Origin of the sequence: Marivibrio sp., assembly GCF_040218065.1 — a bacterium.
In the GTDB taxonomy this organism is placed as follows: domain Bacteria; phylum Pseudomonadota; class Alphaproteobacteria; order UBA8366; family Aestuariispiraceae; genus Marivibrio.
The window spans coordinates 123,305-143,672 of sequence record NZ_JAVJQE010000010.1 but is presented as its reverse complement, the minus strand read 5'-3'; the positions used below and the strand labels follow the sequence as shown (position 1 = coordinate 143,672).

Here is a 20,368-nt window from a genome sequence, read left to right as displayed (position 1 = left end):
CGCCCCAGCGCCGTACGGCCGGACAGGGAAAGACGACGAGGGGGAGACGCAGCCGCCATGCTCGATTATTCGGCGCTCCGCACGCTGCCGGAGCTGTTCTTTCGGCAGGTGAAGGCCTATGGCGACAGGCCCTATCTGGTCGCCAAAACGAACGGCGTCTGGACGGCGCGCAGTTGGGAGGAAGCCGCCGACGAGGCCGCCGCCTTCGCCGCCGGCCTGCAGGAGATCGGCGTCGCGTCGGGCGAGCGCGTTGCGCTGGTCGCGGAAAACCGGCCTGAATGGACGCTGTGCGATCTGGGGATCATGATCGCCGGCGGCGTGACGGTTCCCGCCTACACCACCAACACGGTCGAGAACCATCTGCACGTGCTGACGGATTCCGGCGCGCGGCTTGCGATCGTCTCGACCAATCAGCTGGCCAAGCGCCTGCTGCCGGCCTGCGTCGAGGCGGGGATCTCGACCGTAATCGCGATGGAGCCGCTGCCCGACGCGCCGGAGACGATCACCGTCCATCAGTACGACGACCTGATCGAACGGAACCGCGGCGCGCAGGCCCGCGCGCAGGCGGAGAAGGACGCGCTCAGCCCCGCGCGGGAGGACATGGCCTGCATCATCTACACCTCGGGCACCGGCGGCGCGCCCGCGGGCGTGATGCTGAGCCACGGCAACATGCTGTGCAACGTGATGGGCGCGGACGACTTCCTGCGTCTCCTGCCCGGCTTGACCGAAGGGGAGGAGGTGTTTCTCTCCTTCCTTCCGCTGAGCCATTCCTACGAGCACACGGTGGGCCAGTTCGTGCCCATGGCGATCGGCGCGCAGGTCTATTTCGCCGAGGGGCTCGACAAGCTGATCGGCAATATCGCGGAGGTGCGTCCGACCATCATGACGGCCGTGCCGCGGCTTTATGAATCGATCCGCGGGCGGATCCTGCACGGCGCGGCCCAGGCCGGGGGCGCCAAGGAAAAGCTGCTGCACAAGGCGGTCGAGATCGGCGGCAAGAAATACGACGCCCCCGAGGCGCTGTCGCTCGGGGAGAAGCTGCTCGACCCGCTCTTGACCAAGCTGGTGCGCAAGAAGGTGCGCGATCGCTTCGGCGGCCGGCTCAAGGCCTTCGTCTCGGGCGGGGCGCCGCTCAACTACGACGTCGGCAAGTTCTTCATCGCGTTGGGAATGGAGGTGCTGCAAGGCTACGGCCAGACGGAGAGCGCGCCCGTCGTCTCGGTCAACCTGCCGCACAAGAACAAGCTGATGACCGTCGGCCCGCCGCTGCGCGGCGTCGAGGTCAAGATCGCCGAGGACGGCGAGATCCTGGTGCGCGGCGAACTGGTCATGCTGGGCTACTGGGGCCAGCCGGAGAAGACGGCCGAGACCGTGAAGGACGGCTGGCTGCACACCGGCGACGTCGGCGAGTTGGACGAAGACGGCTTCCTGAAGATCACCGACCGCAAGAAGGACATCATCGTCAATTCCGGCGGCGACAACATCTCGCCCCAGCGGGTGGAGGGGGTGCTGACCCTACGTCCCGAGATCCTCCAGGCCATGGTTTTCGGCGACCAGCGCCCGCATCTGGTCGCCCTCATCGTCCCCGACCCGGAATGGCTGAAGACCTGGGCGAAGGAGCAGGGCAAGCAGGGATCGACGCTCGAGGCGCTGCATGACGACCCCGATCTGCTGAAGGCGATCGACGCGGCCGTGAGCGAGAGCAACAAGCAGCTCTCCGTCATCGAGAAGGTGCGCCGCTTCACGCTGGCCGAAGAGCCCTTCTCGGTCGACAACGCCATGCTGACGCCGTCGATGAAAATCCGCCGACACGCCATCAAGCGGGAATACGCGCCGAAGCTCCGGGCGCTCTACGGCGACAAGGACTAGGTTTTTTATCCTTCAGAGGGGGCCAAAAATGTTATAAGTTGACAGCGCGCCCGTTCTCGCGCCAAGATTGCGCCCGCGACACACACCACAGCTGCGCCCGCAGCCCGAAAGCGGCCGTCCCACCCGGACGGCCGCTTTTTTCGTGGGCGTTCGGGTTGAGAGACGGAGAACGGAGAATGACGAGCGCGCGCCAGGCGTCAAAGCCCAGTGATCCAAATCAAGTCGGTCATCGCCGCCATCATATGAAGGATGAAAGCGAACGCCGGACGCCAGAAGATCGCCCGCCGCCGGTCGCCCATCGCGACAGTTTCGCCCGGGTCGAAGCGTCGCCAGAGGCGCGCCGCGCGCGCGATTTTCCGGTGGAAGGCCGCCCACAGAATCAAGACGCCCAAAAGCGTCGCGCCATGCGTATCCAGGACCATGGGCTCGAGTTTCCAACCAGTCCCCCACCAGACGATCGGCCACGTCATCAGGAGCACTAGGAGGAAGAAAGTGCACGCAATCACGCCGGCGATTCGATAACGAGCCGCCGGATCGCGCGTCGTTCGGAAGGCCGCAAGCGTGAAAAGGAAGACGCAAAGAGCGCCGTAAAGTCCGTACAAGACTGCGGCGCCCAGTTCCGTAGACGGGCTGCAGAGCACATGGAGGCTTCGCGGAACCATCCGTGGGCACATGTATAGCGGCCCGAGATAGAGAACGGCGAAAACAAGTATCAGCCCCTAGCGTTTCGCGCCCATTCGTTCGTCCCTTTCAAATCCGGATCAGCCGGCTTTCCGCCGGCCGAACCGCGCCGACGGCTTGCGCACGCCTCGGCGCGGACACCCCTACTGCGCGAACAAGAAAGGATATACACCATGCTGAAGAAAGGCATCTATATCGAGACCAAGCCCGTGATCGATGGTCACGAAAGCGGTCCGCACCATCTTTCTTCCGCGCCTGAGAAGCGCCGAACCCTGCCCTTGCGAGCGGTCGTCCCACCCGGACGGCCGCATTTTCGTGCAGCGCCAGGGCGGAGGAAAGAAGGATGGAGAATGACGAGCGCGCTTGCGCGCGTCACAGCCCAGTGATCCAAACCAAGTGACTCCTCGCAGCGAGCACGTGAAGGAGGAAGGCGAGCGCCGGATGCCAGAAGACGGCCCGGCGCCGGTCGCCCATCGCGACGATCTCATTGGGATCCAGGCGCCGCCAGACGCGCGGCGATCGGGCTATTTTCCGGTGCAAAGCCGTCCACAGGAGCAAGACGCACAAAAAGGTCGCGGCATGCGCCTCTGCAACTGCACCCGTGAATTCCCAATCCGTCTCCCAGACTGCGTTGGGCCAAAACATCACGAGGACGAGGAGGAAGAACGCAGCCGCCACCACCCCTGCGATCCGACGACGGGTCGCCGGATCGGGTGTCGTTCGAAAGGCTGAAAGCGTGAAAAGAAAAACGCAGAAGGACCCATACAATCCGAACAGAACCGCGGCCTGCGGCTCTGTCAACGGGCTGCAGAGCGCAAGGAAACGCCCGGGAACCATGCCGGGACAGATAAGAAGCGGCGCCGCGTAGAGAACCGCGCAGACGAGCATCAGCGCCCAGCGCTTCGCGCCCATTCGTTCGTCCCTTTGACAGCTAGGTCAGCCGGCGTCCCGCTGGCCGAACCGCGCCGGCGGCACGCGCGCCCGGCGGCGCGAACACCCTCACTGCGCGCATAAGGAAGGATACACGTCATGATGAAAAAAGGCATCTACATTGAAACGAAGCCCGTGACCGGCGACGAAGAGAGCGGCCGGCGCCATCTCTACCTCGTCTACCGAGACGGAAAGGGCGGCGAGCAGGTTATCAATGGCGGACCCGAGCACAGACTCCCGCCGTTCGGTCAGATCAAGACTGAAGCCGATAAGCCGCTGGCCGACTCGAAAGACAAGTACAAAGACGGCGCCTCTCCGCAAAGCCGCCGCGCCCGTCAGCTCGACCTCGACGGCATGGACCCGGAGATCGTCTGGCGGCAAATGACCGCGGCGGCGGAGCAGGTCGAGGCGCGCGAGTTCGATTACGACGCCGCCCCGATGCAGAACAGCAACTCCACCATCCGGCATGTGATCGAGGCCGCCGGGCTCGACCCCGCCAAAGCGTTTCCGAAGGACTACAGCCCCGCGAAGCATCCCGGCTACGCCAACGACCTGACCGATCCCAACGAGCGAACCGGGATCACCCGCGACCAGATACGCGATGTCGTGACGATGCTTATGGCCGCCCCGGCGCCGACGCCGCCGCCCGACGCCTCGACCCGCCCGACCCCGCGCCCGACTACGCCGCCAAGCGCGTCGACGACGGAACGCGCGGCTGGGCGGAGCCGAAAGAGCCGCCGCCGAAGCCGAGCGCGCCCGACGACGGGACGCGCGGCTCCGCCGATCCCGAGAGCCTGGGCCGACGCGTGCGCGATCTGATGAAGGCGATCCCCTCGCTCGACCGGATATTGCTGAAGAACCCGGCCGACTGGACCGAGGGCGAACGGGGCGCTGTCATGCGCGATCCGGCCTACGCCAACCCCGCCCATCCGGACCATCAGCGGGCGAACGACGCCCCGGCCGGCTTCTACGCGACGATCTTCGGGACCGACGCGGCCAAGACCGACGCGACCGGCCGCACGATCCAACCGCCGGCGAAGCGCCCCGTGCGACCGGCGCCGGCGCCGATCGCCACCGTCGAGGGCGAGGATCTGGAGAGCGCCGCCGACAAGCTGGCCGAGGCGCTGGACGCCGCCGAGCGGACCCGAGGCCCGCAGGAGGCGGTGCGCCGGCTGCAGCAGGGCGTCAACCGCCTGGTCGAGCGCGACGCGCCCGCGCCGAAGGCGCAGCGCGAGCCCGCCCGCTTCTACGCCCAAGCGGCCGAGCGCGCCGCCCCGCGCCCGCAGCGTTTGAAGGAAGACGGCGTCTTCGGCCCGAAGACCGCCGACGCGACCGCCAAGGCGCTGGTCCGCTTCGGGCGCCGACCGGTCGAGGCGCCGCTCATGACCCGAACGCGCTCTCCCGCCCAGCCCCTCCCGCGCAGTCGGGACGATGACGGCCCGATCTTCCGCGCCTGAGGCCGCCAACCCGCCTTGTCCCGCCCGGCGCCGCACTTGTGCCGGCGGGGCCGACGGGAAAGATGATTTCAAGCATTGCCCGCGGCGCGCATGATCGCTAAAACCGCGCCGGCTTTGGCGGAACCGAGGCGGACCGCCGTCCTGCTGGAAAATCGCTGCGAAAAGGAAGGGGAGCGCCGATATGCGCGTGTATTACGACCGCGATGCGGACGTCAATCTGATCAAGTCGAAGAAAGTGCTGATCGTCGGCTACGGCAGCCAGGGCCACGCCCACGCCGCCAACCTGCGCGACAGCGGGGTCAAGGACGTGCGCGTCGCGCTGCGCGAAGGCTCGGCCACCCGCAAGAAGGCGGAAGAGGCGGGCTTCACCTGCATGACCCCGACCGAAGGCGCGAAGTGGGCCGACGTCGTGATGATGCTGACGCCGGACGAACTGCAGGGCGACATCTACAAGGATGAGCTGGCCGCCAACATGCAGGAAGGCGCCGCCATCGCCTTCGCCCACGGCCTCAACATCCACTTCAACCTGATCGAGCCGCGCGCCGACCTGGACGTCTTCATGGTCGCGCCGAAGGGCCCGGGCCACACCGTGCGCAGCGAGTATCTGCGCGGCGGCGGCGTGCCGACGCTGATCGCGATCCATCAGGATCCGTCGGGCAACGCGCACGACATCGCGCTCTCCTACGCCTGCGCCAACGGCGGCGGGCGCGCCGGCGTCATCGAGACCAGCTTCCAGGAGGAGGTCGAGACCGACCTGTTCGGCGAGCAGGTGGTGCTCTGCGGCGGCCTGGTGGAGCTTATCCGCGGCGGCTTCGAGACGCTGGTCGAGGCCGGCTACGCGCCGGAGATGGCCTATTTCGAGTGCCTGCACGAGGTGAAGCTGATCGTGGACCTGATCTACGAGGGCGGCATCGCCAACATGAACTACTCGATCTCCAACACGGCCGAGTACGGCGAGTACAAGACCGGGCCGCGCATCATCACCGACGAGACCAAGGCCGAGATGCGCCGTGTGCTGGAGGACATCCAGTCCGGCCGTTTCACCCGCGACTGGATGCTGGAGAACAAGGTCAATCAGACCAGCTTCAAGGCGACCCGGCGGCGCAACGCCGAGCACCCGATCGAGGAGGTCGGCGAGAAGCTGCGCGCCATGATGCCCTGGATCGGCGAGAACAAGCTGGTCGACAAGGCCAAGAACTGAGCCCAACCCGGCCGGTTCGCCGACGCGACGAAGGGGCGCTTCCCGCAGGAGGCGCCCCTTTTTCTGTAGCCCCGAACAGCCGGCCGTCGCTAGCCGCCGCTCTAGCGCCGAGCGTCGCGCCGCCAAGCGTTCGACAGTATTGCCGAACGACTGCGCGACACGGGATCGAGCGCCGCTCGGAGCGTCCGACACGCGCCGGTCGCGCCCCGAAAACCCGCCGGAAACCAAGGAGAAAACCGTTGCTCCAAGGGCTGAATCGGCGTACATCCAGGGCTGCGAGCGTTTCCTGAGATACCGCGCCGAACGCCGCCCCGGTCCGGCCTTTTTTCGGGTGCATTACTTCGACGCGGGTCGAGGAAATTCTTTGCGGTTAAGTGTTCGTCAATAATTCGCGCGGTATAGAGGGGTGCGCGCGGATCCGGCGGGCGCGACGATCGCAGGGCGTCTCGTAGCGGCTTTGTCGTCGGGGCGGCCGTGGGGGTCAGACTTGCTAAGGACGCCGGCGGCGCGACGGGCGACGGCTCGCCCGCGCGGCATTGCGGTGTGTTCGGGAGCGGCTCTTTTGGGTCGAAAGGGGCGTTCGGGGCCGGCGGCGGCAGGTCGCGCGGTCCGTGTGATCAGTGATTTCGGAGGCTGAACGCCAACCATGTTCTCGCGTCTTCTCGGGTTTCTCTCCGCCGACATGGCGATCGATCTCGGCACGGCCAACACGCTCGTCTACGTCAAGGGCCGCGGCATCGTTCTGAACGAGCCCTCGGTCGTCGCCATCGTCGAGGTCAAGGGCAAGAAGCAGGTCCTCGCCGTCGGCGACGAGGCGAAGATGATGCTCGGCCGCACGCCCGGCAACATTCAGGCCATCCGCCCGCTGCGTGACGGCGTCATCGCCGACTTCGAGGTGGCGGAGGAGATGATCAAGCACTTCATCCGCAAGGTGCACAACCGCCGCAGCTTCGCGAGCCCGCAGGTGATCGTCTGCGTGCCCTCCGGCTCGACCGCGGTGGAGCGTCGCGCCATCCAGGAATCCGCCGAGAGCGCGGGCGCGCGCCGCGTCTTCCTGATCGAGGAGCCGATGGCGGCCGCGATCGGCGCGCAGCTGCCCGTGACCGAGCCGACCGGCTCCATGGTGGTCGACATCGGCGGCGGCACGACCGAGGTGGCCGTGCTCTCGCTCGGCGGCATCGTCTATTCGCGCTCCGTGCGCGTCGGCGGCGACAAGATGGACGAGGCGATCATCGCCTACATCCGCCGCAACCATAACCTGCTCGTCGGCGAAGGCTCGGCCGAGCGGATCAAGAAGCAGATCGGCTCCGCCTGCCCGCCCGACGAGGGCGACGGCATGTCGATGGAGATCAAGGGCCGCGATCTGATGAACGGCGTGCCCAAGGAGCTCGTCATCACCGAGCGCCAGATCGCCGAAAGTTTGGCCGAGCCCGTGGGCGCCATCATCGAAGCCGTGAAGGTCGCGCTCGAGCAGACGCCGCCGGAACTCGCCGCCGACATCGTCGACAAAGGCATCGTGCTGACCGGCGGCGGCGGCATGCTCCGCAATCTCGACTACGTGCTGCGGCACAACACAGGCCTGCCGGTCTCGATCGCCGACGACGCGCTCAGCTGCGTCGCGCTCGGCACCGGGCGATGCCTTGAAGAGATGCGCACGCTGAAGAACGTTCTGATCAGCATGTACTGATCGCGTGAGGGGGCTCGCAGGCGCGGCGGCGCGGTCGGGCCCTTCGGGACTCTAACCCGGTCGGAGGACAAGAGAAGGCAGTGAACGACAGGTCCGGTCACGCCTTGCGATTCGCCCAGCCGCTGCGCACGCTCGCGCAGCGCTCCGCGTTCCTCTTGCTGCTGGCCAGCGCCGTCGGCCTCATGCTTTGGGGCAAGACCGATCCGCAGATCTTCGATCGCGCCCGCGCGGCCGTCACCGACGCGGCCGCCCCGATCCTCGACGTCATCTCGCGGCCCATGACGGCGGCGGAGAGCGTCGTGCAGGAAGGACGCGACCTGATCGCCATTCGCGCCGAGAACGAGCGGCTGCGGCTGGAGAACGAGCGGCTGCTGCAATGGCGTGCCGTCGCCCGCACCTTGCAGCATGAGAACGCGCAACTGCGCGATCTGCTGAACTTCCAGCGCGACGACGCCCAGCGTTACATCACCGGACGGGTCATCGGTTTCGGCGGAAGTTTCGTGCGCGCGCTGCTGCTGAATGTCGGCGACGATCGGGGCGTGCGCAAGGGACAAGCCGCCGTCTCGGGCGACGGGCTGATCGGCCGGGTGGCCGAAGTCGGCGAGCGCTCGTCGCGAGTGCTGCTGATCACCGACCTTAACAGCCGCATCCCCGTCGTGATTGAAGAGACGCGGGTTCGCGCGATCCTGGCCGGCGACAACACCCAGCGTCCGCGATTGATCTATCTATCAGCCAACTCAGACCTCGAGGTCGGCCAGCGGGTCGTCACCTCCGGGCACGGCGGGGCGTTCCCGCCCGGCGTGCCGGTCGGACGCGTCGTGGCGGTGGGCGAGACCGGCGTGCGCGTCGCGCCTTTCGCCGATCCGGATCGGCTGGAGTTCGTGGAGTTGATGGATTTCGGCCTGGGCGGCATCCTGGAGGACGGCCCGGTCGAGATCGAGGCTGCAGCCGCGGCGGAGCGCGCCGCCGCCCGCGCCGCGGAGGCTGCGCGCGAGCAAGAGGCCGCGCGCCGCCAGACGATAGACCCGTCGTTGCAGACGCGGCCGACGGTCCCCGCCCCGCCGGCGTCCGCGCCGGAGGCTTCCGCGCCCGCACCGACCGCGACGGGCGGATGATCGGCGACGCGCGCGGTCCCCGGCGGCGGGCCGCGCGAGATATCGGCCGCCGCCTTTGAGGCGGCCGGAGACGGACGATGATGCAGACGGTGAAAAGCGGCGGTCCGTGGGCCAAGCTCGACAACTTCGCGCGCTCCCTGGCGCCGGGGTTGATGACGCTCGCCCTCATCCTGCTGTCCGTGGCGCCGACGAAGATCCCCGGCTGGAGCCATATCGCGCCGGCGCTGGTGTTGATGAGCGTCTATTACTGGGCGATATACCGGCCCGACCTGTTGCCGGCGATCGTCGTCTTCGCGATGGGGCTGATCGAGGACGTGCTGTCCGGCGCGCCGATCGGCGTGCACGCCTTTACGCTGCTGGTGGCCTACGGGCTGGTGGTCTCGCAGCGGCGCTTCTTCCACGGCAAGAGCTTCGGCGTCGTCTGGTGGGGTTTCATGTTGGTGGCCGCCGGCGTGATCGCGGTTGAGTGGCTGTTGATGTCGGCGCTGAAGGGCGCGCCGATCGACCCGCGTCCGGCGCTGTTCTCCCTGATGCTGACGGCGGTGATTTATCCGGCGGTTGCGGCGTGCTTCATCGCCGCCCACCGGATCCTGCCGCAGCCCGACCATTGAGCCCAAAGCGTTGAGCGCGCCGCGATGAAGCCGGAGAAGACACGATCGAAACTGTTCAACCGCCGGGCGGCGCTCCTGGTCGGCGGGCAGATGGCGTTGCTTGGCGGCCTGGGCGCGCGGCTCTACTACCTGCAGGTCGTGGAGAGCGAGCGCTACAAGATGCTGGCGGAGGAGAACCGCATCAACTTCCGTCTCCTGCCCCCGCCGCGCGGCTTCATCACCGACCGCAAGGGCGACTATCTGGCGATCAACATCCAGAACTACCGCCTCGTGCTGGTCCCGGAACAAGCGAACAACGCCGACGGAGTGGAGGCGACGCTGCTGAAGCTCTCGCGCCTGATCGATCTGTCGGAGCATGACGTGAAGCGCGTGCTGCGCGAAACCAGCCGCCGGCGCGCCTTCGTGCCCATCACGGTGCGTGAGAACCTCTCATGGGAGGAGGTGAGCCGACTGGGCGTCAACACGCCCGAACTGCCGGGCGTCAACATCGACGTCGGGCAAACGCGCCATTACCCCTACGGCCCCAACATGGCGCATGTGATCGGATATGTCGCGGCCGTCTCGGAAAAGGAGCTCGCCGCGAGCGACGATCCGCTCCTGGAGCTGCCGGGCTTTCGGATCGGCAAGAACGGCATCGAGAAGGAGTACGATCTGGCGCTGCGCGGCTCGGCCGGCACCAGCCAGGTGGAGGTCAACGCGCTGGGTCGGGTCATCCGCGAACTGCGCCGCCAGGAGGGCCAGCCCGGCCACGAGGTGCGCCTGACGCTCGACATGCGCCTGCAGGACTTCATCGGCGAGCGGCTGAAACAGGAGAAGGCGGCCTCCGTCGTCGTCATGGACGTCCACACGGGCGCGATCCTCGCTTTGGTCTCGATCCCGTCCTACGATCCCAACGCCTTCAGCGAGGGGCTGCGGACCGAGGAATGGCGCGAACTCGTCAACAACCCCTATCATCCGCTCACCAACAAGGCGATCGCCGGCCAGTACTCGCCCGGCTCCGTCTTCAAGATGGCGGTGGCGCTGGCGGCGTTGGAGCACGGCATCGGACGCGACCACTCGGTCTTCTGCCCCGGGCACATGCAGCTTGGCGATCGGCGCTTCCACTGCTGGAAGCGCTGGGGCCACGGCAAGATGGACATGGTCAGCGCGATTGAGGAGAGCTGCGACGTCTGGTTCTACGACGTGGCGCGACGCATCGGCGTCGACCGGATCGCGGAGATGGCGAAACGCTTCGGCATGGGCGAGCCGACCGGCATCGATCTGTCGGGCGAGCGGGGCGGGCTGATCCCGACCCGCGCCTGGAAGCGCGCGACGCTGGGCCAGCCCTGGCACCAGGGGGAATCCTTGGTGATCGGCATCGGCCAGGGCTATGTGTTGACGACGCCGCTGCAGCTTGCGGTCTCCACGGCGCGCATGGTCAACGGCGGCAAGGCGGTGCGCCCGCACCTTGCGCTCCACGATATCGACGGCGCGACGATCCAGGAGCGCCGTCCCGACCCCTTCCCCGACGTCGGGGTGCCGAAAAGTCATCTTGCGATCATCCGCGAGGCGATGGACAAGGTGGTCAACGGCGACAAAGGGACGGCCCGCGCCTCGAAACTGCGCGACACCGATGTGACGATGGGCGGCAAGACCGGCACCGCCCAGGTCCGACGCATCACCCAGGCGGAACGCGACGCCGGCATGCGAGACGATGACGAGATCGCCTGGCGGCTGCGCGACCACGCGTTGTTCGCCGGCTACGCCCCGGCGCACGATCCGCGCTACGTGGTCTCGGTCATCGTGGAGCACGGCGGCGGCGGCTCGTCCGCGGCCGCGCCGATCGCGCGCGACGTGCTGGAGGAAGTCTTGCGCATCGAAGGCCAGGCGGTTTCGGACGCCGGCGGACAGGACGGATCCGGCTCCGGCGCCGCCGCGGCGCCGGTGCGAACCGAGGGGGCGGGCTGATGCGCGTGCGGCATGGGGAGTTGCGGGCGCCGGAGCTGACGCTCGGCCAAAAGATCTGGCAGCTCAACTGGGGCCTGTTCCTGCTGGTGGCCGCGGCGACCGGGGTCGGGTTGGCGATGCTCTATTCGGCGGCGAACGGCTCTTGGGATCCGTGGGCGTCGCGCCACGCGGTGCGCTTCGGCATGGGGGTCGCCGTCATGCTGGCGGTCGCGCTGATCGATATCCGGTTCTGGATGCGCTACGCCTATGCGATCTACGCGGCGGCCCTGATCCTGCTGGTGGCGGTGGAGGTCGCCGGGACCATCGGCATGGGGGCGCAACGCTGGATCGATCTGCGCTTCTTCCAACTGCAGCCCTCGGAAATCATGAAGATCGCGCTGGTGTTGGCGCTGGCGCGCTATTTCCACACCCTGAATTTCGAGGACATCGGGCGGCTCTCCTATCTGATCACCCCGGCGTTGATGGTCGGCGCGCCTGTGGTCCTCATCCTGCGGCAGCCGGATCTGGGCACGGCGCTGATGCTGGCGGCGGGCTCGGCCGTGCTGTTTTTCCTGGCGGGCGTGCGGCTCTGGAAGTTCGTGGTGGCGGGGGCGGGCGCGCTCGGCTCCATCCCGATCGCCTGGAACTTCCTGCACGAGTATCAGAAGAAGCGTGTGCTCACCTTCCTCGATCCGGAGCAGGATCCGCTCGGCAGCGGCTACCATATTCTGCAGTCGAAGATCGCGATGGGCTCGGGCGGAATGACCGGCAAGGGCTTCATCCGCGGGACGCAGAGCCACCTCAACTTCCTGCCCGAAAAGCAGACCGACTTCATCTTCACCATGCTGGCGGAGGAGTTCGGACTGGTCGGCGGGCTCGCGCTGATGGCGCTCTACGCGGCGATCATGATCTACGGCTTCGCCATCGCCGTGCGCGCGCGCAGCCAGTTCGCGCGCCTCGTCGGCATGGGGGTGACGACGACCTTCTCGCTCTACGTTTTCATCAACATCGCGATGGTGATGGGGGTGATCCCGGTGGTCGGCGTGCCGCTTCCGCTGATCTCCTACGGCGGCACCGCGATGCTGACCGTGATGATCGGTTTCGGCCTGCTGATGAACGTCTACGTCCACCGCGACGTGCGCATCGGCCGGCGCTGGTCGGACCACGGCTGACGAGCCGCCGCCGGCTCGCATCTCAAGGGTTGGCAAGCCCGATCGAGGCGTCTATATACCCGCCCGCGTCGGCGGCGACGGCAGCTCGCCCCGACGCCCCGCGGGCCGTTAGCTCAGTTGGTAGAGCAGCTGACTCTTAATCAGCGGGTCAAAGGTTCGAGTCCTTTACGGCCCACCAAGTTTTTCGAGGGGTTAGGCCCTTGAGCCGGAGGGCTCGGAAGCCGCTGTCAGACTTTTGAAAGTCTGACGTCAGACTTTCGAGCTCTCCGGCTTTTTCGTGTCGATCGAGGCGTCCCCGGCCGCGTCGGCGGCGGCTTCGAAAGCGGCGCGTTTTTCGAGAGCGCCGGCGGTGACGGAGAGCGCGTCGATCTGGTAGTGCTCGGCGATCTGGGGGATCGTCGTCGGCTTGTGGCCGGTGACCTTGGCGATCGCGAGCGCGTCGACGCCGGCTTCGGTCATCTTGGTGACGGCGGTGTGGCGCAGGAAGCGAAATTCGAGCGCGGCCGTGGGGATCGGCTCGGCGTCCGGATCCTTCCAGTCGGGATCGAAGGCGGGCCATTTCTCGGCCACGCGGGCGCGCACCTCCGCGAACTTGTGGCGGAAGAGATCGGCGCTGTAGGGCGCGTTCGTGTCTTCGTAGAGCATGAGCTTGCCGGAGACGACGCCGCGCCGCTCAGCGCGCGGCGGTGAGACGGAGGGCCGGGCGATGCGCAAGATCCTCTTGACCGCGGCGGCGTTGGCGTTCGCCGCGCCGCTTCTCTGGGCGGCGGGCGTCGCGGCGCTTGAGGCGCGAGGGCGGGAGGCCGCCCGCGAATTCGCGGCCGACCTCGACCTCTCCGGCGCGCCCGAACGCGCCGCGCAGGCCTTGACGGCCCGCATCTTCGAAACCTACTCAGCCCCTTCCGACGGCGCCTCGCAACCGCTGCTGCTGCGCCTTCGTCCCTTTCTCTCGAATCGCCTTCTGCCGGAGCCGCTCCGCGTCGCCCCGGGCGCGATCGAGGCGATCCACCTGACCGGTCATTGCGACGCCGCCGCGCGCTCGCTCGCTTATGTGCTGCGGGTGAACGGCGTGCCGGCCGCGCAGATGAACCTCATCGGCGCGGCCGGCGAAGCGCACACGATCGTGCGGGCCGACCTGCCCGGCCGCGGTCCGGCGCTGCTCGATCCGCACACCGGCCTCGCCCCCAAGCGTCACGGCCGGCTGTTGGGCGAAGCGGAGGCGAAGCGCCTGCAGCGCGCCGGGGTCCCGGCCGAAAGCGTCTGGCGCCCGCTCTCCGAGCGCGCCCGCTTCCATTCGGTCTTCCGCCGTTTTCCCGATCTCGCCGTGGTCGAGCAGGGCGCGCCCTTCGAATGGCGCCGCCCGCTGTCGCTTGACGGGCGCGAGCGCCTGATGCTGGGCGCGCTCGACGGCGCGAGCGACGACGTGGGCGACGCCGCCGCGGCGCAGGGGCTCGGCGTTTATTGGACCTATCTCGGCCACCGCTACGATCGGGGCTGGACCCGGACGCTGGTCGCGGAAGAGGCCATGCGGATCACCTTTCACCTGCTCGACGATCCCAGACCGGGCGTCGTCACCAGCGACCGCACGCCTCGGATCGACGGTCGCCGGGTCGTCTACGAACTCGCGGTGAGCGAGACGCTCAGCCTGCATGACGGGCGCGCGACGATCAGCCTGACGCGCCTGAACAGCTTTATCGGCGTCGATGCGATCGAGGTGGAGGCGCGTTCCGAGGGGCGGGGCGGCTAGCCGGGCGTCAGTTGCACACGGCCGGCGTCGCCATGCAGTCTTCGCCGCCGGCGGCGTCGCAGCTTTCCATCGCCTGGGCGCGCCCGCGCTCGGTCGCGCTCGACACCGCGACGAAGGGACCCGGTTCGGCTTCCGTCACGTCGAGGGCGAGCGCCGAGCGCAGGCCGCGATCGAATCTGACGATCACCGCGCAATCGCCGCCGCCGCACTCGGCCGTCGCCGTGTCGGCCGCGGCGGCGGGCGAGGCCTCGTCGGTGGCCAGGGCCCAATCCCGCGAGCTCGGCGAGAAGGCCGCCGCGCCGTAGGGGGCGCCGCTGTCGGCGCCCTCCTCCGGCAGCATGCCGGAGACCGCGGCGCAGCCCGCCAGCACGAGGACGGACAGCGCCGCGAACAGACCCCCTCGGATCACCGCTTAGCCTTCGAGACCGTCTTCGCCGCCGCTCGTCGTATCGCCGGCCTCCGTGTCGCCGGTGTCGCCGGTGTCGCCGGCGTCGGCCGTGTCTCCGTCCTCGGCGGTGTCGCCGTCCTCGGCGCCGTCGTCCTCGGCCGTATCGCCGTCCTCGCCGTCCTCGCCGTCCTCGCCGTCCTCGCCGTCCTCGCCGTCCTCGCCGTCCTTGGAGAGGCCCTTCGCAAGACCGGGAGTCGTATCGGTGACCGCCTCGGCCTTGGCGAGGCCGCTGGTGTCGGAGGAGGTGGCGGCGGCGGAGGTCGCCGCGCCCGGCGCTTCGCCGGACGCCGCCGCGCCGCCCGCATTGCCGCCGCCGGCGTTCCCGCCGCCGCCGCCGTTGCCGCCGCCGTTGCCGCCGCCGCCGTTGCCGCCGCCGCCGTTGCCGCCGCCGCCGTTGCCGCCGCCGTTGCCGCCGCCGCCGTTGCCGCCGCCGTTGCCGCCGCCGCCGCCGTTGCCGCCGCCGCCGCCGTTGCCGCCGCCGCCGTTGCCGCCGCCTTGCGCAAACGCGCTCGCATCGTCGATCGACAAAGACCCGCCGATCGCGAACGGAGCGGCCGCAAGCGCGAGACCGAGCGCCGCCGAGGCGAGCAGGGCGCGCTTGCGACGGGGAAGAGAGGGACTGCGCGTCATGACGTCCTCCTATGCGTCGTCATTGGGGCCGAACGGCCCCGAACCGGCCTCCAGTCAACGCCCGGCGGTGCGCCGCGACAACCTTTATCGTTCGGAATTTAATGTACATTTTACACGCCCGCCGCGCGGGCGGACGGCGCGGGGCCGCCTGTCGGCGCCCGCCCCCGCCCCGCTTGCGAAACCGGGCGGACGGCGTCACCCTATCGGCATGATGAAGCCAGCTCGCCTCCTCGCCGCCGCCCTCCTCGCCGCCGTCCCGATCGCGAGCGCCGCGCTCGCGACCGCCGGACCCGCCGCCGCGCAAAGCTGGCTCGACCGGGCGGGCGACGCGCTGAAGACGCTGCAGGGCTCGTCCTCTTCTGAAGGCGGCGGGGACGCCGGCCTGTCCGAGGCGCGCATCATCGACGGCCTGAAAGAGGCGCTGTCGGTCGGCGCGGATCGGGTCGTCGCCGATCTGGGCGCCGACGGCGGCTTCCTCGACGATCCGGAAGTGCACATCCCCCTGCCCGACGACCTGCGCCGCGCGCAGGAGTTGCTGGAAGGCGTGGGCCTCGGCGGCTACGGCGACGAGGTGGAGCGCCGGCTCAATCGCGGGGCCGAGGCCGCGATGCCGGAGGCGGGCCAGATCCTCGCCTCCTCGATCCGGCAGATGACGCTGGAGGACGCCCGCGGAATCCTGGACGGCCCGGACGACGCCGCGACGCAGTATTTCCGGCGCACCGCCGGCGGCGAGATCGAGGCGACGCTGAAGCCGATCATCCGCGCGGAGCTGGAGCAGGTCGGCGCGCTGACGGCGCTCGACCGAATGCTCGGGCGTTACCGGACGCTCCCTCTCGTTCCCGACGTCACGGGCGACCTGACGGCGCACGCGACGAGCGAGGCGACGGACGCTCTCTTCCTCTTCCTCGCGCGCGAGGAGGCGGCGATCCGCGCGAACCCGACCGCGCGGACGACCGAATTGCTCAAGGAGGTCTTCGGGCCGTGAGCGACGCCTCGAAGCTCGAAGATCTCGAGATCCGCCTCGCCCATTTCGAGCGCATGGTCGACGACCTCTCCGACGTCGCCGCCCGCCAGGCCCGCGAGATCGAGCGCCTCAAGGCCCGCCTCGACGAGGCCGACCGCACGCTCGGCGACGTCGCCGACGCGCTGGACCGCGCCGGAACGCCGGTCCACCAGAAACCGCCGCATTATTGAATTGAGCCGACGGAGCGCGGGAGCAGCGCGCCGCAAAATAGGTGTGTTTTCAAAAAGACTCGCATGACGAGTCTTCGCCGCCTAGACTTACCTCAAGCTGCAGGGCGACAGGCCCGCACGCAGGGTGAGCAGGGGGTAGATGTCGGGGGCCGATACCGACGCGGCGGCGCGGGCGTTCATCGACAAGTGGGCGGCGAGCGACGGGGGCGAGCGGTCGAACTACCAGCTCTTCCTGACGGAGCTGTGCGCGCTGATCGGCGCGCCGAAGCCGGAGGCCGCGAGCGCCGACGAGTCCCGCAACGCCTACGTGTTCGAGCGCGCGGTGCCGAACCGCAGGCTCGACGGGCCAGACAGCCGAAACTTCATCGACCTCTATAAGCGCGGCTGCTTCGTCCTGGAGGCCAAGCAGAGCGCGAAGCGCGTCGACCAGCTGCGTGAAGTCCGCCAGCTGGAGATCGACATGCCGGCGCAGCGCACCGGCTCCGGCCGACGCGGCGGCGCGCAGTGGGACGTGATGATGCGCAACGCCCGGGCCCAGGCCGAGCGCTACGCCAAGAACCTTCCCGCCGCCGAGGGCTGGCCGCCTTTCCTGGTGGTGGTCGACGTGGGCCACGTGATCGAGCTTTACGCCGACTTCTCACTGCAGGGAAAGCACTACGCCCAGTTCCCCGACCGCACCGCCTTCCGCATCCATATGGAGGACCTGGCGGACGAGACCGTGCGGGAGCGCCTGCGCCGGGTCTGGACGGATCCGGAAAGCCTGAACCCCGCCCGGCGCAGCGCCGAGGTGACGCGCGACGTGGCCGCGCTGCTGGCCGAGCTCTCGAAGTCGCTGGAAACCCGGCTGCTGAAGGAGCGTGCGAAGGAAGGGCCGGAGGCCCGCCGCGCGGTGGCCGAACTGGTCGCGACCTTCCTGATGCGCTGCCTTTTCACCATGTTCGCCGAAGACATCGACCTGCTGCGCAAGGGCGTCTTCACGCAGTTGCTCGAAGACTACGCCGACCGGCCGGAGCGGGTGCATCTGGCGCTCGAAGAGATGTGGTCGACGATGAACAAGGGCGGCTTCTCCCCGGCCCTGCGCGAGGACGTGAAGAAGTTCAACGGCGGCCTCTTCCGCGAGGCGAGCGCGCTGCCGATCACGGCGGACGAGCTGAAATGGCTCACCATCGCGGCCCGCCGCGACTGGAAGGACGTGGAGCCGGCGATCTTCGGAACGCTGCTTGAGCGCGCCCTCGACCCGCAGGAGCGCCACGCGCTCGGCGCCCACTACACGCCGCGCGCCTATGTGGAGCGGCTGGTGGTCGCCACCCTGATCGAGCCGCTGAGCGACGAGTGGACCGACGTCCACGCCGCCGCCCAGCAATACCGCGACGACGGCGAGATCAAGCGCGCCCGGGAGGCGGTCGCCGCCTTCCACCGGAAGCTCTGCGAGATCCGGGTCCTCGACCCCGCCTGCGGGACCGGCAACTTCCTCTATGTCGCGATGGAGTTGATGAAGCGGCTGGAGGGGGAGGTGCTTGAGGCGCTCTCGGACCTGGGCGGGCAGGACAATTTCGACCTCGACCGCATGACGGTCGACCCGCATCAGTTTTTGGGCATCGAGCTAAACCCCCGCGCCGCCGCGATCGCGGAGCTGGTCCTCTGGATCGGCTATCTGCAATGGCACTTCCGCACCCGCGGGCGCGGCGCGGAAGTGAAGGAGCCGATCCTCAAGAACTTCGCCAACATCGAATGCCGCGACGCGCTCCTCGCCCACGACGGAGAGGAATTGCAGCGCGACGGCCAGGGCCGACCCGTCAGCCGCTGGGACGGCCGCACCATGAAGCTCCACCCCGTCACCGGCGAGGAGGTGCCGGACGACGCCGCGCGGATCGAACTGAAACGCTACAAGAACCCCAAGGCCGCCCGCTGGCCGGAGGCGGACTTCATCGTCGGCAATCCGCCGTTCATCGGGGGCAAGGATCTGCGCGCCGAGCTCGGCGACGGCTATGCGGAGGCCTTGTGGAAGGCGCGCCCGCACATGCCGGGCGGCGCCGATCTGGTGATGCATTTCTGGGACAAGGCGGCGGAGACGGCGCGGGCCGGCAAGGCGCGGCGCTTCGGCTTCATCACCACCAACTCGATCACCCAGAAGTTCTCCCGCAAGGTGATCGAACGGCACCTGGGCGCGAAGAAGCCGCTCTCTCTCCTTTTCGCCGTGCCGGACCATCCCTGGATGAAGGCGGCGGACCGCGCGGCCGTGCGCATCGCCATGACCGTCGGCGCGGCCGGCGAGCATGACGGCGTCCTGCGCCGCGTCATCCATGAGGCCGACCTCAACACCGACGCGCCGACGGTGATGCTGGACGCGACCGAGGGCAAGATCTGGTCGAATTTGACGGTGGGGGCCAATACGACCGCGGCGACGCCGCTGCTGGCCAACGAATGGCTCTGCTCCCCCGGCGTGAAGCTGCACGGCGCCGGCTTCATCGTGACGCCGCAGGAGGCGAAGGGCCTCGGCCTCGGCTCGACGCCGGGGTTGGAGCGGCACATCAGGCCCTACCGGAACGGGCGGGATCTGACTAGCCGCCCTCGCGGCGTGATGGTGATTGATCTGTTCGGTTTAACGCAAGATCAGACCCAGGAAAGATTTCCTGAGGTTTATCAGTGGCTCCATGATCGTGTGCGCCCCGACAGACAGGCAAGAACTGGTGCAACCAAAGACGCCACCGAATACGCGAGGCGCTGGCACCAGTTTGGCAAGCCGCGAAGCGAATTGCGCAAAGCAATGGCGAGCCTGATCAGATTTATTGCAACCGTCGAAACCTCTAAGCATCGCTTCTTCCAATTCTTCGATGCGCAGGTCGCGCCCGACAACATGCTGGTCTGCATCGCCTTGGAAGACGCCTTCCATCTCGGCGTCCTCTCCTCGCGCATCCATGTGGCCTGGGCGTTGGCGGCGGGCGGGCGGCTGGGGGTGGGCAACGATCCACGCTACAACAAGACCCGCTGCTTCGACCCCTTCCCCTTCCCCGACCCCGCGCCGCCGGTGCGCGAGCGCATTCGCGATCTGGGGGAGAAGCTGGACGCGCATCGCAAGCAGGTGCTGGATCGGCGCAAGCAGCTGACCATGACCAAGCTCTATAACGTGCTGGAGAAGGTCCGGGCGGGCGAGACGCTGGGCGAGGCGGAGCGGGACGTCTACGACGCCGGCCTCGTCGGCGTGCTGCAGTCGCTGCATGACGATCTAGACGCGGCGGTGGCCGACGCCTACGGCTGGCCGCTGGAACTGTCGGAGGCGGAGATTCTGCAGCGCCTCGTGGACCTGAACGCCGCCCGCGCGGCGGAGGAGCGGCGCGGAAAAATCCGCTGGCTGCGCCCCGCCTTCCAGGCCCCCAAGGCGCCCGCTTCGCAGCAGACCGACCAGATGGAGGCCGAGCTGGTCGCGGCCGAGGCCAAGGCGCAGAAGCCGAGCCTGCCCTCGGATCTGCCCGACCAGGTGCGCGCGATCCGCGGCGTGCTGACCGCCAGCGACGGCATCCTGCTGCCCGAGGAGGTGGCGAGCCGCTTCCGCCAGGGCCGGCGCGTCCAGCGCAAGGTCGAGGACGTGCTGCGCACGCTCGTCGTCACCGGGCGGGCCGAACGCGCCGGCGACGGCTATCTCTCGGCGGAGTGACGGCCGGCGAGTTCGATGAATTGCGCACACTCTAAAATTCTCCTG

At 68.5% G+C, this 20,368-nt stretch carries 18 protein-coding genes and 1 tRNA gene; 14 read left to right on the top strand and 5 right to left on the bottom strand.

Annotation, left to right across the window (positions count from 1 at the left end; genetic code table 11):
- Positions 1 to 57 precede the first annotated feature (57 nt).
- The gene (locus RIB45_RS10695) at positions 58 to 1,869 is read left to right on the top strand and encodes an AMP-dependent synthetase/ligase (protein WP_350050258.1); all 1,812 of its coding nucleotides are present in this window, start codon (positions 58 to 60) and stop codon (positions 1,867 to 1,869) included.
- Positions 1,870 to 2,066: 197 nt separating this feature from the next.
- Here the strand turns inward: RIB45_RS10695 and RIB45_RS10690 are convergent, their stop codons facing one another.
- Both RIB45_RS10690 and RIB45_RS10685 read right to left on the bottom strand, forming a co-directional pair.
- Positions 2,067 to 2,339 carry a hypothetical protein gene (locus RIB45_RS10690; protein ID WP_350050257.1) on the bottom strand — a complete coding sequence of 91 codons (273 nt, stop codon included), beginning with the start codon at positions 2,337 to 2,339 and terminating at the stop codon, positions 2,067 to 2,069.
- A 583-nt stretch (positions 2,340 to 2,922) separates the two neighbouring features.
- Positions 2,923 to 3,462, bottom strand: coding sequence for a hypothetical protein (locus tag RIB45_RS10685; protein ID WP_350050256.1), 540 nt, complete (start codon positions 3,460 to 3,462; stop codon positions 2,923 to 2,925).
- Between the two features lie 117 nt (positions 3,463 to 3,579).
- On the opposite strand from RIB45_RS10685, the gene RIB45_RS10680 reads away from it, so the two are divergent.
- The 9 genes from RIB45_RS10680 to RIB45_RS10640 all read left to right on the top strand — a co-directional run bounded on the left by RIB45_RS10680 (position 3,580) and on the right by RIB45_RS10640 (position 12,827).
- Positions 3,580 to 4,299, top strand: coding sequence for a hypothetical protein (locus tag RIB45_RS10680; protein WP_350050255.1), 720 nt, complete (start codon positions 3,580 to 3,582; stop codon positions 4,297 to 4,299).
- Entirely contained in the window at positions 4,287 to 4,937 is a 651-nt protein-coding gene (locus RIB45_RS10675; protein ID WP_350050254.1) for a hypothetical protein, read from the top strand. The genes RIB45_RS10680 and RIB45_RS10675 overlap by 13 nt, the downstream gene beginning before the upstream one ends.
- A gap of 181 nt (positions 4,938 to 5,118) precedes the next feature.
- The gene (gene ilvC, locus RIB45_RS10670) at positions 5,119 to 6,138 is read left to right on the top strand and encodes a ketol-acid reductoisomerase (protein ID WP_350050253.1); all 1,020 of its coding nucleotides are present in this window, start codon (positions 5,119 to 5,121) and stop codon (positions 6,136 to 6,138) included.
- A gap of 646 nt (positions 6,139 to 6,784) precedes the next feature.
- Entirely contained in the window at positions 6,785 to 7,825 is a 1,041-nt protein-coding gene (locus RIB45_RS10665) for a rod shape-determining protein (protein ID WP_210681242.1), read from the top strand.
- Positions 7,826 to 7,905: 80 nt separating this feature from the next.
- Entirely contained in the window at positions 7,906 to 8,940 is a 1,035-nt protein-coding gene (mreC, locus tag RIB45_RS10660; RefSeq protein ID WP_350050252.1) for a rod shape-determining protein MreC, read from the top strand.
- A gap of 77 nt (positions 8,941 to 9,017) precedes the next feature.
- Positions 9,018 to 9,551, top strand: a complete 534-nt coding sequence (mreD, locus tag RIB45_RS10655; RefSeq protein WP_350050251.1) for a rod shape-determining protein MreD — start codon at positions 9,018 to 9,020, stop codon at positions 9,549 to 9,551.
- 24 nt (positions 9,552 to 9,575) lie between these two features.
- Complete coding sequence (mrdA, locus tag RIB45_RS10650; RefSeq protein ID WP_350050250.1) at positions 9,576 to 11,498, top strand: penicillin-binding protein 2; 1,923 nt, start codon at positions 9,576 to 9,578, stop codon at positions 11,496 to 11,498.
- A complete protein-coding gene (rodA, locus tag RIB45_RS10645) occupies positions 11,498 to 12,649 on the top strand; it encodes a rod shape-determining protein RodA (RefSeq protein ID WP_350050249.1) in 1,152 nt (383 codons plus the stop codon). Before mrdA ends, rodA begins: the two co-directional genes overlap by 1 nt.
- Positions 12,650 to 12,751: 102 nt before the next feature.
- Positions 12,752 to 12,827: transfer RNA gene (locus RIB45_RS10640), tRNA-Lys, on the top strand.
- Between the two features lie 71 nt (positions 12,828 to 12,898).
- Here the strand turns inward: RIB45_RS10640 and RIB45_RS10635 are convergent.
- Positions 12,899 to 13,294, bottom strand: a complete 396-nt coding sequence (locus RIB45_RS10635; protein ID WP_350050247.1) for a hypothetical protein — start codon at positions 13,292 to 13,294, stop codon at positions 12,899 to 12,901.
- A gap of 61 nt (positions 13,295 to 13,355) precedes the next feature.
- On the opposite strand from RIB45_RS10635, the gene RIB45_RS10630 reads away from it, so the two are divergent.
- The gene (locus RIB45_RS10630; RefSeq protein WP_350050246.1) at positions 13,356 to 14,396 is read left to right on the top strand and encodes a hypothetical protein; all 1,041 of its coding nucleotides are present in this window, start codon (positions 13,356 to 13,358) and stop codon (positions 14,394 to 14,396) included.
- 7 nt (positions 14,397 to 14,403) lie between these two features.
- Here RIB45_RS10630 and RIB45_RS10625 read toward each other — a convergent pair whose 3' ends face one another.
- Positions 14,404 to 14,805 carry a DUF4189 domain-containing protein gene (locus RIB45_RS10625; RefSeq protein WP_350050245.1) on the bottom strand — a complete coding sequence of 134 codons (402 nt, stop codon included), beginning with the start codon at positions 14,803 to 14,805 and terminating at the stop codon, positions 14,404 to 14,406.
- Positions 14,806 to 14,808: 3 nt separating this feature from the next.
- A complete protein-coding gene (locus tag RIB45_RS10620) occupies positions 14,809 to 15,474 on the bottom strand; it encodes a hypothetical protein (RefSeq protein WP_350050243.1) in 666 nt (221 codons plus the stop codon).
- Between the two features lie 208 nt (positions 15,475 to 15,682).
- Here RIB45_RS10620 and RIB45_RS10615 point away from each other — a divergent pair, with 208 nt between their 5' ends.
- The 3 genes from RIB45_RS10615 (at position 15,683) to RIB45_RS10605 (ending at position 20,323) form a co-directional block, all read left to right on the top strand.
- On the top strand, positions 15,683 to 16,459 hold the full coding sequence (locus RIB45_RS10615) for a DUF4197 domain-containing protein (protein ID WP_350050242.1): 777 nt from the start codon (positions 15,683 to 15,685) through the stop codon (positions 16,457 to 16,459).
- Entirely contained in the window at positions 16,456 to 16,668 is a 213-nt protein-coding gene (locus tag RIB45_RS10610; RefSeq protein WP_350050241.1) for a SlyX family protein, read from the top strand. Before RIB45_RS10615 ends, RIB45_RS10610 begins: the two co-directional genes overlap by 4 nt.
- Before the next feature lie 139 nt (positions 16,669 to 16,807).
- The gene (locus RIB45_RS10605) at positions 16,808 to 20,323 is read left to right on the top strand and encodes a class I SAM-dependent DNA methyltransferase (RefSeq protein WP_350050240.1); all 3,516 of its coding nucleotides are present in this window, start codon (positions 16,808 to 16,810) and stop codon (positions 20,321 to 20,323) included.
- Positions 20,324 to 20,368: the final 45 nt, after the last annotated feature.